The organism is Streptomyces sp. NPDC001351 (genome assembly GCF_042896045.1).
Lineage (GTDB): Bacteria > Actinomycetota > Actinomycetes > Streptomycetales > Streptomycetaceae > Streptomyces.
The window spans coordinates 14181-26384 of the sequence record NZ_JBIAWS010000023.1 but is presented as its reverse complement, the minus strand read 5'-3'; the positions used below and the strand labels follow the sequence as shown (position 1 = coordinate 26384).

Genomic DNA, 12204 nt, shown 5'->3' with positions numbered 1-12204 from the left:
GCGCACTGCTGCCGGGTGATCGGTCCGAGCGGCCCGAACGGTTCACGAAGACGGCGACGCGTCGCCCCCGGCGGCGTTGCCGTACTCGTTGCGCGTGTTGAACCGCTTGACGAAGTGGCCCGAGGCCCAGATGTACGTGGTCACGATCTCACCGGACGGACTCGACATCGGATCGTCCTTCTCGTACACCTGCTTGGCCACCACCAGGTCGCCGCGGTCTATCTCCGCGTAGACGGGGGGTTCCTCGGCCTGGAAGACATTCTCGTACCGACCGCCTCGTTCGCGATACACGTATGAGCCGACCCCGATCTCGTCCCCGCAGGTCCACACGTTCACCACTATGTCGTCGGCGGATCCGCCGGTCAGTTTGCCGTACGTCGCCTCGATCGGGTACTCGTCCGCGACGCACGGCTTCAGGCCGCGCTTGACCTCCGCCGAGACCATGGGGTCGTCCTTGACGAGCTTGACCGCGTCCACATGTGCGGTCTTCGAGGAGCCGGGCGTGGGCGAGGCGGTGGGCGTGGCAGCGGCGCCCATCACCGAGTCGGCGTGCGCCGGGCCCTCGTCACGGGCGCCGGTGCCGCCGGTACCGCAGGCGGAGACAAAAAGGGCGAGGGCGGCGAGCACGGCCACCGCCGTGTACGCCGCCTGCAAGGTCCCTCGGCCCGAGCCGGTCAGACCGCGCAACGCTCCTGCTCCCCACGCTCCAGCGCGCGTGCGTCCAGATCGCGGCTCTCCAGCTCCTCGCGGAGCCGGGCGAGCGCCCGGTGCAGCGTGCTCTTGACCGTTCCGGCCGACATGCCCAGGGCCGCGGCCGTCTCCTCCGTCGACATCTGCTCCCAGTGTCGCAGGACCACGACGCTTCGCTGCTTGGGAGCCAGCACCTTCATGATGTCCATCAGCAGAGCGCGGTCCGCGTGCTGCTCGGTGGAGTCGTCGACCGAGGCGTCCGGCAGCTGCTCGGTGGGGACCTCCTCCAGTTTCCGGGCCCGCCACCACTCGGTGCGCGTGTTGATCATCACGCGGCGCAGGTAGGCGTCCGCGAGGCGCTTGTCCGCGATGCCCTCCCAGCGGCCGTAGGTCCGCACCAGGGCGGTCTGGAGCAGGTCCTGAGCGTCCACGGGGTCCGGGACCAGCCGACGGGCGCTGCGCAGCAGCGCGTCCTGCCGCGTGCGGACATACTCCTCGAACTCGAGCACCTCGCCCTGCGCCATGTCGAACCGCCTCCCGATCCCCGTTGCCCGGCCGGCTTGGTCGTCGCCGGCCTGTTCCGTAACAGCCCGCTTCTGCCGGGCACGCAAATGAAGCTACGGAGGTGTTGTCACGGCGTTGTCCGGGACAACGCTCGGCTAGCAATCGGCTGTACGTCGGTTGTGTAACGGACGTAGGAACGGGGTAAACAGCTGCACCGAATTGCGCTGCTATGGGGCGATTTGGTAGGGCGAGTGTATGTAATCCGGCGTGATGTTACGAGGGGTTACGTCAACGGCAGCCGATACAAACCACCGGACAGCGGCTCCACGAGACCGTCCGCCACGAGCCCGTCGAGCGCCCGCGCGCGCTGCACCGGCTCGTGCCACACCCGGTCGAGGGCCGACTGCGGCACGGGCGCATGGGCCTCACGCAGGACGGCGAGCAGCTTGCCGCGCACCTGTCGGTCCGTCCCCGCGTACGTCTGGCCGCGCCGCGGGGGCCCCTCGTGCTCGGGCTTGCCCGCGAGCCGCCAGGCGCACTGCGCGGCGATGGGGCAGCGGTGGCAGCTCTCGTTCTTGGCGGTGCAGACGAGTGCGCCCAGTTCCATGGAGGCGGCCGCCCATCGCGCGGCGGTCCTCTCGTCCTCGGGCAACAGCGCGCGGGCCAGCTTGCGTTCGGCGGCGGTGGTCGCGTTCGGCGGGTACTGGACGCCCGTAACGGCACGCGCGAAGACCCGGCGGACGTTGGTGTCGAGCACCGCGTGCCGCTGCCCGTACGCGAAGGAGGCGACGGCCGCGGCCGTGTACTCGCCGATGCCGGGCAGCGCGAGGAGCTGGGCGTGGTCGGTCGGTACGTCCCCGCCGTGCCGTTCCGTTATGGCCACGGCGGCGCCGTGCAGTCGCAGGGCGCGGCGCGGGTAGCCGAGCCGCCCCCAGGCGCGGACTGCCTCACCCGGTGCCTCCCGGGCCAGGTCGGCGGGGCGCGGCCAGCGGGCCAGCCACTGCTCGTAGACGGGCAGCACGCGGCTGACCGGCGTCTGCTGCAGCATGAACTCGCTGACCATCACACCCCAGGGGCCGGCTTCCGGGAGCCGCCACGGCAGGTCGCGGGCGTGTTCGTCGAACCAGTCGATGACGGAGGCATGGAGGGTCTCGTGGTCCTCGCCGAGAGGGGAGCCGGCGAAGGTGTCGTCCGGGCCGTCGGCGGGGCTGCTGTGCGGGGGCTTAGTGGGCGCAGTCATGGCGTTTCCGATCCTGCCATGGCCTCGGTCCGTTGGGCCGCCGTCCCGCGCGCGGTGCGTCGTGCGGACCGGAATGATGATCCGGAAAAGTTGACGAACCGGCGGCGGGTGGGGCCAGCGAACCGCTCGATCTCTCGTACAGTTTGCGCCGTGGGATCTCTGCGCAATCCTGTCGGGCCGCTCCCCTCCTCCATCTACTGGCGCCGGAGGGCCGTACTCGTGTCTGTGGTGGCCTTGTTGGCGCTGCTGATCACGTGGATCGTCCTGTCGGGCGGTGGCGGCGGCAAGAAGGACGACGGGGCGAACGGCAACACCCCCGCACCCACGATCACTGCGGGGCCGTCGAGTTCGGGTCCCGCGATCAGCCAAGCGCCCGGCGGGCGCGACGAGTCGAGCGGCGGGGGCTCCAGCGGGTCGGATTCCGGGAGCAGTTCGGGGTCCGGTTCCGGTTCGGACTCCGGGGCCGGGGGCTCCGACGGGTCGTCCGGCGGCGGTACGGCCGGTGCCGGCTCCGGTATCGGGGTCGGCCGGGGCGACGCGATTCCGGCGAGTTCCTCGATCCCCAACTGCACGACGAGCTCCGTGAGATTGTCCATGCGTAGCCTGCGCAACACGTACTCGCCCGGTCAGACGCCCACGCTGCTGCTGACCGCCACGAACACCTCGGGCTTCGACTGCAAGATCGATCTCGGGCCGAAGAGCGCGGTGTTGACGATCACCCAGGCGGACAGCCACAGCAACTACTGGTCCTCCGCGGACTGCCCCCAGGGCACCGGGAACCTGGTGTTCCGGGTGCCCAACCGCAGCAGTATCACCTACTCCGTGAAGTGGGACCGGAAGCCGAGTGCTCCCGAGTGCGCGACGCCTGCGGCGGGGTCTGCCGGGTACGGCACGTATCTGGTGGAGGCCTCGGCGCCCGGGTTCGGGAAGGTGCAGGCGTCCTTTGTGCTGTCGGCCGACTGAGCAGGGCCTCTGCGGGCCGTCCGGGACGGTCGGGAAAGGGGACACCCCCGGTCTCGACGAGGCCGGGGGTGTCTCTTCACTGTGGTGTGAACTGAGGTTCAGCTCCAGTGCTGGGCCGCGTTCGGGGAGCCGGCCTGCCTGTCGGTGTAGACCACTCCGGTGCCCCCCGTGTCGAGAACGAGCCCGGTGGCCTTGTCCTTGAGGACCCAGCCGGAGGAGTCGTGGTTCTCGTACCACTTCTGGTAGTTGCCACCGTTGCAGTCGAGCAGGTACACGTCACCGTCGCTGTTGCTGTCGAGGCACTTCCCGTTGCCAAACTTCATCAAGTAGGTGCCGTCGGACTGCCTGTACTCGGTCCACCACACGGTCGAGCTCTGGCCGGGGTCTACGCCGTCCCCCGACAAACGGACCCGGCTGTTGACGTACATCAGATACCCGCCGTACCAGTTGTTCTTCCAGGTCACGCGGTTGCCGGCGGCGAACGCCTGCCCTGTGCCCGCAAGGGTCAGGGCCGGGGCGAGAACCGCCGCGGCGACGAACGTGCCGATGAGGCGCTTGTTCATGAGACTTCCCCCTACACGGTTCGAATTGGAAATCGAACACTTTGGTCGAGGGAAAGTTACCCCGCCGTGATCGCCGCAGGCAAGGTCATTTGAGTCAACTGAGGGAAGGTGCAAGCGAGTTGGGGCACCCGGCCGGAATCAGACGTACCGCTCCAGAATGGAGGACTCGGCCAGCCGCGAAAGACCTTCCCGAACGCTGCGGGCCCGGGCCTCGCCCACGCCGTCCACCGTCTGGAGGTCGTCGACGCTTGCGGCGAGCAGTTTCTGCAGGCCCCCGAAGTGCTCCACGAGACGGTCGATGATGGCGCCCGGGAGGCGCGGCACCTTGGCGAGGAGGCGGAAGCCTCGGGGCGAGACCGCCGAGTCGAGCGCTTCCGGTGAGCCCGTGTAGCCCAGCGCCCTTGCCACCGTGGGAAGTTCGAGGAGCTCGGCGTGGGTGAGGGCGTCCAGCTCGTAGAGGGCCTCGTCGACCGTGCGGGAGCGCTTGGCGGTGGGCTCGGGGACGTAGTCCCGGACGACCAGTTCGCGCTCGGGCTCCACGCCCGCGATCAACTCGTCCAGCTGCAGGGCGAGAAGACGCCCGTCGGTGCCCAGTTCGACCACGTATTCGGCGATTTCCGTGGCGATGCGGCGCACCATCTCCAGGCGCTGGGCCACCGCCGACACATCGCGGACCGTCACCAGGTCCTCGATCTCCAGCGCGGACAGCGTGCCCGCGACCTCGTCCAGGCGGAGCTTGTAGCGCTCCAGGGTCGCGAGGGCCTGGTTGGCACGGGACAGGATCGCCGCGGAGTCCTCCAGGACGCGGCGCTGACCGTCGACGTACAGGGCGATCAGGCGCATCGACTGGGAGACGGAGACGACCGGGAAGCCGACCTGCTTGGAGATGCGGTCCGCGGTGCGGTGCCGGGTGCCCGTCTCCTCGGTCGGGATCGTGGCGTCGGGCACGAACTGGACGCCCGCCCGGAGGATCTTCGACAGGTCGGAGGAGAGCACGATGCCGCCGTCGAGCTTGCACAGCTCGCGCAGGCGGGTGGCCGTGAACTCGACGTCCAGCACGAAACCGCCGGTGCACATGGTTTCGACCGTCCGGTCGAAGCCGAGCACGATGAGACCGCCCGTGTTGCCGCGGAGTACCCGCTCGAGCCCGTCGCGCAGGGCCGTGCCGGGAGCCACGGCGCTCAGTGAGGCGCGCATCAGGCCATCGGCACCGGAACTCCCGCCGGACTTTCCGGGAGCTGCCGCCCGGTCGTTGGCTGCCACTGCACTCCTCCGGTCGCAGGTTCTGGGGCGCCCCCGTGTCGCACATTCTGTTCGTACGGACGGGCGAGACCAGGGCAAAGTCTACCGGCGGTCCTCCTCGTCCCGTGGGGCCTCTCGGCGACGGGAGCGTGGAAGGACTCTCAGAGCGTCCCCTATGTCGGCGACTTCCAGGACCTTCATCCCGGAAGGGATCTTGCCCGGGTCGCCCGGAACGAGCGCGTGGGTGAAGCCCAGGCGGTGTGCTTCGGCGAGTCGCCGCTGGACGCCCGTGACCCGTCTGACCTCGCCCGCGAGGCCGACCTCGCCGATCGCGACCAGGTTCTTGGGCAGCGGGGTGTCGCTGGCGGCCGAGGCCAGTGCGAGGGCGACGGCGAGGTCGGCGGCGGGCTCGGAGAGCTTCACCCCGCCGACCGTCGCGGAGTAGATGTCCCGCTTGCCGAGCGCGCTGATCCGGCCGCGCTGCTCCAGGACGGCGAGCATCATCGAGACGCGCGAGGTCTCAAGACCCGAGGTCGTACGGCGCGGCGAGGGGATCTGCGAGTCGACGGTGAGCGCCTGGACCTCGGCGACCAAGGGGCGGCGGCCCTCCAAGGTGACCGTGAGACAGGTACCGGGGACCGGTTCGGCACGTCTGGTCAGGAAAAGTCCGCTCGGGTCGGCGAGGCCCGTGATGCCCTCGTCGTGCAGTTCGAAGCAGCCGACCTCGTCCGTGGCGCCGTAGCGGTTCTTGACGCCCCGGACGAGCCGCAGGCGCGCGTGCCGGTCGCCCTCGAAGTGCAGGACGACGTCCACGAGGTGTTCCAGGAGCCGGGGCCCGGCGATGGCTCCGTCCTTGGTGACATGGCCCACAAGGAGGGTCGACATCCCGCGCTCCTTGGAGGCGCGGATGAGCGCGCCGGCCACCTCGCGGACCTGAGCCATGCCGCCGGGGGCGCCGTCGATCTCCGGGGAGGCCACGGTCTGCACGGAGTCGAGGATGAGCAGCGACGGCTTCACCGCGTCCAAGTGGCCGAGGACGGCGGCCAGATCGGTCTCGGCGGCGAGATACAGATGGTCGTCGATGGCCTTGATCCGGTCGGCGCGCAGCCGCACCTGGCTCGCCGACTCCTCACCCGTGACATACAGCGTGCGGTGCTCGTCGCTCGCCGACTTGGCCGCCACGTCCAGCAGCAGCGTCGACTTGCCGACGCCGGGCTCGCCCGCCAGCAGCACCACGGCGCCGGGTACCAGCCCGCCGCCGAGCACCCGGTCCAGCTCGGGCACACCGGTCGAGCGGGCGGTGGCCTGGCGCCCGTCGACCTGGCCGATGGGCACCGCGGAGGTGGTGACGCGCCCCGGTGTCGTCGTACGGACCGCGGGCGCGCCGTACTCCTCGATCGTCCCCCACGCCTGGCACTCGGGGCAGCGACCGAGCCACTTGGCCGTCTGCCAGCCGCACTCCGTGCAGCGGTAGGACGGGCGGTCCTTGGTGGACTTGGTACGGGCAGCCATGCGGAGAACCGTAACCGAGGCCACTGACAACGCCGGACGGTCCGGACGCGGACGCTCGCCGCCCACCGGCCGAGCACATGATCCGACACTCCGCGAACCAGCCATCGCCGTCGGTAACCAGCCACGGAACAAGCGGTTCCTGTACCCGATTGAGGGATCGTTTCACCCGTATGGATTAAAAGTGCTCAAGGAGGAAGAAGGGTTCATCCCGAGCCGCCTACGGTCCACGGATGAGCAGCAGCCCGGAGACCTCGCCCCGCATCACCGGCGCAGACCAGACGCGCCGGGAGGCACGTGACCGTGCCGCTGCGCGCACGCTCGCGCAGCGGCCGCCCGGGCGTTACGAGCCGTATCTGGACGGACTGTTCACCTACTGCCTGTCGGTGCTGTGCGACCACGACGCGGCGACCGCCGCCCTGGGCGAGGCCCTCGCGCTCGCCGAGAAACGCCGCGGCCCCCAGGCGCCGGGGGACCGCCGTGCCTGGCTGTACGCGCTGGCCCGCTGGGCCTGTCTGCGCAAGCTCGCGGAGGCCAAGCAGAAACGTCAGGGCACGCACGCGGCGGGCCGGCACAGCGCCGGGAACCAGCGGGCGACGGAGCCCCCCGTCGCAGAGGCGACCCAGGAGGAGCGCCGCCGCGAACTCGCCCTGCTGGCCTGGCCGGAGGCCGCCGGCACCAGTCCGGAGCAGCGCGAGGCGCTCGAACTCGCCGTACGCCACCACCTCGCCGCCCACGAGGTCGCCGCCGTACTGGGCCTCGGCCTCGCCGCCGCCCGCGAACTGCTGGCCTGTGCCGCCTGCGAGGTGGAGCGCACGCGCGCGGCCCTCGCCGTCGTCGAGACCGGCGGCTGTCCGGACGTCGCCCGGCTCACCGGTGACAACCAGCTGGTGCTCAGCTCGGCCCTGCGCAAGGAACTCGTCCGGCACGTCGACGACTGCCCGCGCTGCCGACGCAGCGCCGAGCGTGCCGTGCCCGGCCGCTGGCCCGGCGCGATGATCACCCCCGCCGAGCTGCCCGTCCTCGAGGCGCCCCGAGCGGCCCTGCACATGGCGATCACCCATCAGCCACGCGCGCGTGGCGGCGCACTTCCCCGGTTCGACCGGCGCGGCTTCCCGATGGACCCCAAGGACCGCGCCGCCCGCCGCGACCGCCTACGCGCGCGTGCCGTCACGACGACGGTCGTCGCCACCGTGGTGGCGGCCCCCGTGTTCGCCCTGTGGGCCGCCTACCGGGGCTCCCCCGCCGAGGGCGCGGACGGCCGCTCCGCCACCGCCAGCGAGGCGCACGGCCCCGTCAGCCTGGACGGCGAGGCGTCCGGCGGCGGCTACGAGAACGCCGGCAACGCCAGCCTCCGCCCCGGCGGCGACTTCGGCAGAGGCCACCGGCGGCCCGACATCTCCGTGGAGGTCATCAGCGTCACCGGTCTCAGCGGGAAGAGCGCCGGACACCTTCACGTGTCGGCCGGCCACGACAGCGACACCACGCTCGTCACCCTCACCGCGACCGGACCCGCACCCGTGCACTGGTCCGCGTCGACGGGAGCCGCCTGGCTCTACCTCAGCCAGTCCTCGGGAACGCTGGCGCCCGGCGAATCGCTGACGATCAAGGTGTACGTGGACCACCTGCGCGAGCCGTCCGGCCCGTGGAGCGCACGGGTGGCCGTCTCACCGTCCGGAGCCGTCGTCTCCATCGAGGGCTACGGCGCCGCGCCCAGCCCGACCGCCCCCGGACCGAGCAGCCCCGCCACCCCGCCGCCCTCCTCGGACCCGGCACCGACCCCGACCCCGACCGCCTCGGACCCCACCCCGAGCGCCCCGCCCTCGTCCCCCGGCCCTGACCCCACCCCCACCGACTCCGCCTCGTCCGACCCGTCACCACCGCCCTCCGACAGCGGGAACCCGAGCCCTACTTCGTCGTGAGCGCGGCCCGCGTCAGTCGACCGGGTCCGCCGGATGCGGGGCGACCAGCGGCAGCTGCGCGGCCAGGCGCTGCTCGCACAGCTCCACCAGGCGGTCGTAGCCGGCCTTGCCCATCAGCTCGGTCAGCTCCGCCCGGTAGGACACGTACACCGGGTCCCCCGCGCCGTGCGCCGAGGTCGCCGACGTGCACCACCAGTGCAGGTCGTGGCCGCCCGGGCCCCAGCCCCGGCGGTCGTACTCGCCGATCGACACCTGCAGCACACGGGTGTCGTCGGGCCGGTCGATCCAGTCGTACGTCCGCCGCACCGGCAGCTGCCAGCACACGTCCGGCTTGGTCTCCAGCGGCTCGCGGCCCTCCTTCAGGGCCAGGATGTGCAGCGAGCAGCCCGCGCCGCCCGCGAACCCGGGCCGGTTCTGGAAGATGCACGAGCCCTGGAACGGACGGGTCTGACGGTCGCCGTCCTCGTCCTCGGACACCCAGCCGTGCTTCCTGCCCTCGTCATGGTGCTGCCAGATGTCGGGCGTGAGCCTCGCCACATGCTCGGCGACGCGCTTCTCGTCGTCCTCGTCGGAGAAGTGGGCGCCCAGCGTGCAGCACCCGTCGTCCGCGCGGCCCGCCTTGATGCCCTGGCAGCCGCTGCCGAAGATGCAGTTCCAGCGAGAGGTGAGCCATGTCAGATCGCACCGGAAGACCTGCTCGTCGTCCGCCGGATCAGGGAACTCCACCCACGCGCGCGCGAAGTCGAGGCCCTTCTCGTCCGCTTCCCTGGCCTTCTTCGACAGCTTCGCCGACTGCGGTGGCTTCACCTGCGAAGAACCCTTCGCGGACTTGGAGGCCTTGGCAGCCTTGGCAGCCTTGTCGTCCTTCGCCCTTTTCGTCTTTGGCACAGGACCAGCGTACGGGTCCGGCAGCGCCATCCCATACGGAGGACCGCCCAGGTGGCAGTAGCGTTCCGTACATGAGACTCGGTGTCCTCGACGTGGGATCGAACACGGTGCATCTGCTGGTGGTGGATGCGCACCCAGGCGCGCGCCCGCTGCCCGCGCACTCGCACAAGGCGGAGCTGCGCCTTGCCCAGCTGCTCGACGAGAGCGGAGCGATCGGCCCCGAGGGGGTCGACAAACTGATCGCCGTCGTCCACGAATGCCTGCAGGCCGCCGAGGACAAGGGCGTCGAGGACGTGCTCCCCTTCGCGACCTCCGCCGTGCGCGAGGCCAGCAACGCCGACGACGTTCTCGCGCGCGTGCAGGCCGAGACCGGCGTCGAGCTGCAGGTCCTCTCCGGCGAGGAGGAGGCCCGGCTCACCTTCCTCGCCGCCCGCCGCTGGTTCGGCTGGTCCGCGGGCAAGCTGCTCGTCCTCGACATCGGCGGCGGCTCCCTGGAGATCGCCTACGGCATCGACGAGGAGCCCGACGCGGCCGTCTCCCTCCCGCTCGGCGCCGGCCGCCTCACCGCCGGCTGGCTCCCCGGCGACCCGCCGGCCCCGGAGTCCATAAGGGCCCTGCGCCGCCACGTAAGGGCCCAGATCGCCCGCACGGTCGGCGAGTTCACCCGCTTCGGCGCCCCCGATCACGTCGTAGCCACGTCGAAGACCTTCAAGCAACTCGCTCGTATCGCGGGCGCGGCCCGGTCGACGGAGGGCCTGTACGTCCAGCGCGATCTCAAGCGCGAGTCCCTGGAAGCGTGGGTCCCGCAGCTGGCGGGCATGTCCGCGGCCCAGCGCGCAGAACTGCCGGGCGTGAGCGAGGGCCGAGCGGGCCAGATACTGGCGGGCGCCCTGGTGGCAGAGGGCGCGATGGACCTGTTCGGGGTGGAGAGCCTGGAGATCTGCCCGTGGGCGCTCAGGGAGGGCGTGATCCTGCGCAAACTGGACCACATGGGCTCGGTGTGAGCGCCCCTGCAGGGTCGCGGGGCTGTGACATCAGCGACTCCGTCGCGGGGCGCGACAAGCCACGACGAAAGCCGCACTCGCCCGTGGCGAACCCCACAACGGCGAATAGGCGCACGGCCACAGCCAACCGCACCCCGTAACCTGTCGGCATGGCGGAGCCAGTCTGCATCCCGGATGCGAAGGTCGCGCTGTCCACGGCCTCCGTGTACCCGGAGTCCACGGCGACGGCCTTCGAGATCGCCGCGCGCCTCGGGTACGACGGCGTCGAGGTCATGGTGTGGACCGACCCGGTCAGCCAGGACATCGAGGCGCTGCGCAGACTCAGCGACTACCACCGCGTCCCGATCCTCGCCGTGCACGCCCCCTGCCTGCTCATCACGCAGCGGGTGTGGTCCACCGACCCGTGGACCAAGCTCCAGCGCGCCCAGGCGGCCGCCGAGAAGCTGGGGGCGACCACGGTCGTCGTCCACCCGCCGTTCCGCTGGCAGCGCCAGTACGCCCGTGACTTCGTCACCGGAATCTGGCGCATGGCGAACGAGACGGACGTGCGGTTCGCCGTGGAGAACATGTACCCCTGGCGCTACCGCGACCGCGAGATGCTCGCGTACGCCCCCGACTGGGACGTCACGAAGGAGGACTACCGGCACTTCACGATCGACCTCAGTCACAGCGCCACGGCCCGCTCCGACGCGCTGCACATGGTCGACCGCATGGGAGACCGCCTCGGCCACGTCCACCTCGCGGACGGCAGGGGATCGGCCAAGGACGAGCACCTCGTCCCCGGCCGCGGCAACCAGCCCTGCGCCGAACTGCTGGAACGTCTCGCCCTGACCGGTTTCGACGGTCACGTCGTCATCGAGGTCAACACCAGGCGCGCCATGTCCGGCGCCGAACGCGAGGCCGATCTGGCGGAGGCGCTGGCCTTCACCCGCCTCCACCTCGCCTCCGCGGTGAGGGTGCCCAGACCGTGAGCGAGGCCCCCGACCCGACCGCCCGCCGCCGCGGCCGGCGCCCCCGTACGGAGTCCGCCGACACCCGCGACCGCATCCTGACGGTGGCCCGCGAGGAGTTCTCCGAGCGCGGGTACGAGAAGACGTCCGTACGGGGCATCGCCAAGGCGGCCGGCGTGGACTCGGCGCTGGTGCACCACTACTTCGGCACCAAGGAGCAGGTCTTCGAGGCCGCGATCGAGGTCGCCTTCGCGCCCGCGCTGAACGCGCCGGAGGCGCTCGCCGACGGTCCGGCGGACGGTGTCGGCGAGCGGCTCACCCGCTTCGTCTTCGGCATCTGGGAGAACCCCACCACCCGTACGCCCCTGCTGGCGATCGTGCGTTCCGCCGTCAACAACGAGGCCGCGGCCGCCGTCTTCCGCCGGCTGATCGCCTCACAGCTGCTGCGCCGCATCGCCGCCCAGCTGGACCGGCCGGACGCGGAGCTGCGCGCCGAGCTGGCGGCCGCGCAGCTGGTGGGGTGCGCCATGATGCGATACGTGATCAAGGTGGAGCCGCTGGCGTCGGCGGACGTGGAGCAGATCATCGCGCGGGTGGCGCCGGTGGTGCAGGGGCACCTGACCGGGCCCTGACACCCCGCGAGGCCGCCTGCCGTCCGCTTCCCTCTGATTCCCTCTGAGCGAGACGTGCATCCCGCATTCCGGACACAGTGTCCATCCCTTGGAGCAA

At 71.1% G+C, this 12204-nt stretch carries 12 protein-coding genes; 5 read left to right on the top strand and 7 right to left on the bottom strand.

Translation table 11 applies throughout. The features are described from left to right. Positions 1-42: 42 nt before the first annotated feature. The 3 genes from ACFY1U_RS47495 to ACFY1U_RS47485 all read right to left on the bottom strand — a co-directional run bounded on the left by ACFY1U_RS47495 (position 43) and on the right by ACFY1U_RS47485 (position 2434). Positions 43-687 carry a hypothetical protein gene (locus ACFY1U_RS47495; RefSeq protein ID WP_390700326.1) on the bottom strand — a complete coding sequence of 215 codons (645 nt, stop codon included), beginning with the start codon at positions 685-687 and terminating at the stop codon, positions 43-45. Further along, the gene (locus tag ACFY1U_RS47490; protein ID WP_030942678.1) at positions 675-1214 is read right to left on the bottom strand and encodes a SigE family RNA polymerase sigma factor; all 540 of its coding nucleotides are present in this window, start codon (positions 1212-1214) and stop codon (positions 675-677) included. The genes ACFY1U_RS47495 and ACFY1U_RS47490 overlap by 13 nt, the downstream gene beginning before the upstream one ends. A gap of 263 nt (positions 1215-1477) precedes the next feature. Continuing rightward, complete coding sequence (locus tag ACFY1U_RS47485; RefSeq protein WP_390700325.1) at positions 1478-2434, bottom strand: A/G-specific adenine glycosylase; 957 nt, start codon at positions 2432-2434, stop codon at positions 1478-1480. 150 nt (positions 2435-2584) lie between these two features. On the opposite strand from ACFY1U_RS47485, the gene ACFY1U_RS47480 reads away from it, so the two are divergent. Then, a complete protein-coding gene (locus ACFY1U_RS47480) occupies positions 2585-3397 on the top strand; it encodes a hypothetical protein (RefSeq protein ID WP_390700324.1) in 813 nt (270 codons plus the stop codon). A 98-nt stretch (positions 3398-3495) separates the two neighbouring features. Here ACFY1U_RS47480 and ACFY1U_RS47475 read toward each other — a convergent pair whose 3' ends face one another. The 3 genes from ACFY1U_RS47475 to radA form a co-directional block, all read right to left on the bottom strand. Further along, a complete protein-coding gene (locus ACFY1U_RS47475; protein ID WP_390700323.1) occupies positions 3496-3960 on the bottom strand; it encodes a ricin-type beta-trefoil lectin domain protein in 465 nt (154 codons plus the stop codon). Positions 3961-4098: 138 nt separating this feature from the next. Further along, positions 4099-5223 carry a DNA integrity scanning diadenylate cyclase DisA gene (gene disA, locus ACFY1U_RS47470; protein WP_390700322.1) on the bottom strand — a complete coding sequence of 375 codons (1125 nt, stop codon included), beginning with the start codon at positions 5221-5223 and terminating at the stop codon, positions 4099-4101. Positions 5224-5304: 81 nt separating this feature from the next. Next, complete coding sequence (radA, locus tag ACFY1U_RS47465) at positions 5305-6714, bottom strand: DNA repair protein RadA (protein WP_390700321.1); 1410 nt, start codon at positions 6712-6714, stop codon at positions 5305-5307. Between the two features lie 230 nt (positions 6715-6944). On the opposite strand from radA, the gene ACFY1U_RS47460 reads away from it, so the two are divergent. After that, positions 6945-8633 carry a hypothetical protein gene (locus ACFY1U_RS47460; protein ID WP_390700320.1) on the top strand — a complete coding sequence of 563 codons (1689 nt, stop codon included), beginning with the start codon at positions 6945-6947 and terminating at the stop codon, positions 8631-8633. A 12-nt stretch (positions 8634-8645) separates the two neighbouring features. On the opposite strand, the gene ACFY1U_RS47455 is transcribed toward ACFY1U_RS47460, so the two are convergent. Continuing rightward, on the bottom strand, positions 8646-9521 hold the full coding sequence (locus tag ACFY1U_RS47455) for a hypothetical protein (protein ID WP_390700319.1): 876 nt from the start codon (positions 9519-9521) through the stop codon (positions 8646-8648). 71 nt (positions 9522-9592) lie between these two features. Between ACFY1U_RS47455 and ACFY1U_RS47450 the strand changes: the two genes are divergently transcribed. The 3 genes from ACFY1U_RS47450 (at position 9593) to ACFY1U_RS47440 (ending at position 12107) form a co-directional block, all read left to right on the top strand. Next, on the top strand, positions 9593-10525 hold the full coding sequence (locus ACFY1U_RS47450; RefSeq protein WP_390700318.1) for a Ppx/GppA family phosphatase: 933 nt from the start codon (positions 9593-9595) through the stop codon (positions 10523-10525). A 149-nt stretch (positions 10526-10674) separates the two neighbouring features. Beyond that, positions 10675-11496, top strand: coding sequence for a sugar phosphate isomerase/epimerase family protein (locus tag ACFY1U_RS47445; RefSeq protein ID WP_390700317.1), 822 nt, complete (start codon positions 10675-10677; stop codon positions 11494-11496). Continuing rightward, a complete protein-coding gene (locus tag ACFY1U_RS47440; protein ID WP_390700316.1) occupies positions 11493-12107 on the top strand; it encodes a TetR family transcriptional regulator in 615 nt (204 codons plus the stop codon). Before ACFY1U_RS47445 ends, ACFY1U_RS47440 begins: the two co-directional genes overlap by 4 nt. The last annotated feature ends 97 nt before the right edge of the window (positions 12108-12204 follow it).

Coding starts and splice junctions, on each gene's coding strand:
- ACFY1U_RS47490 (WP_030942678.1), bottom strand. CDS start 1,214: ATGGCGCAGGGCGAGGTGCTCGAGTTCGAGGAGTATGTCCGCACGCGG.
- ACFY1U_RS47485 (WP_390700325.1), bottom strand. CDS start 2,434: ATGACTGCGCCCACTAAGCCCCCGCACAGCAGCCCCGCCGACGGCCCG.
- ACFY1U_RS47475 (WP_390700323.1), bottom strand. CDS start 3,960: ATGAACAAGCGCCTCATCGGCACGTTCGTCGCCGCGGCGGTTCTCGCC.
- radA (WP_390700321.1), bottom strand. CDS start 6,714: ATGGCTGCCCGTACCAAGTCCACCAAGGACCGCCCGTCCTACCGCTGC.
- ACFY1U_RS47460 (WP_390700320.1), top strand. CDS start 6,945: ATGAGCAGCAGCCCGGAGACCTCGCCCCGCATCACCGGCGCAGACCAG.
- ACFY1U_RS47450 (WP_390700318.1), top strand. CDS start 9,593: ATGAGACTCGGTGTCCTCGACGTGGGATCGAACACGGTGCATCTGCTG.
- ACFY1U_RS47445 (WP_390700317.1), top strand. CDS start 10,675: ATGGCGGAGCCAGTCTGCATCCCGGATGCGAAGGTCGCGCTGTCCACG.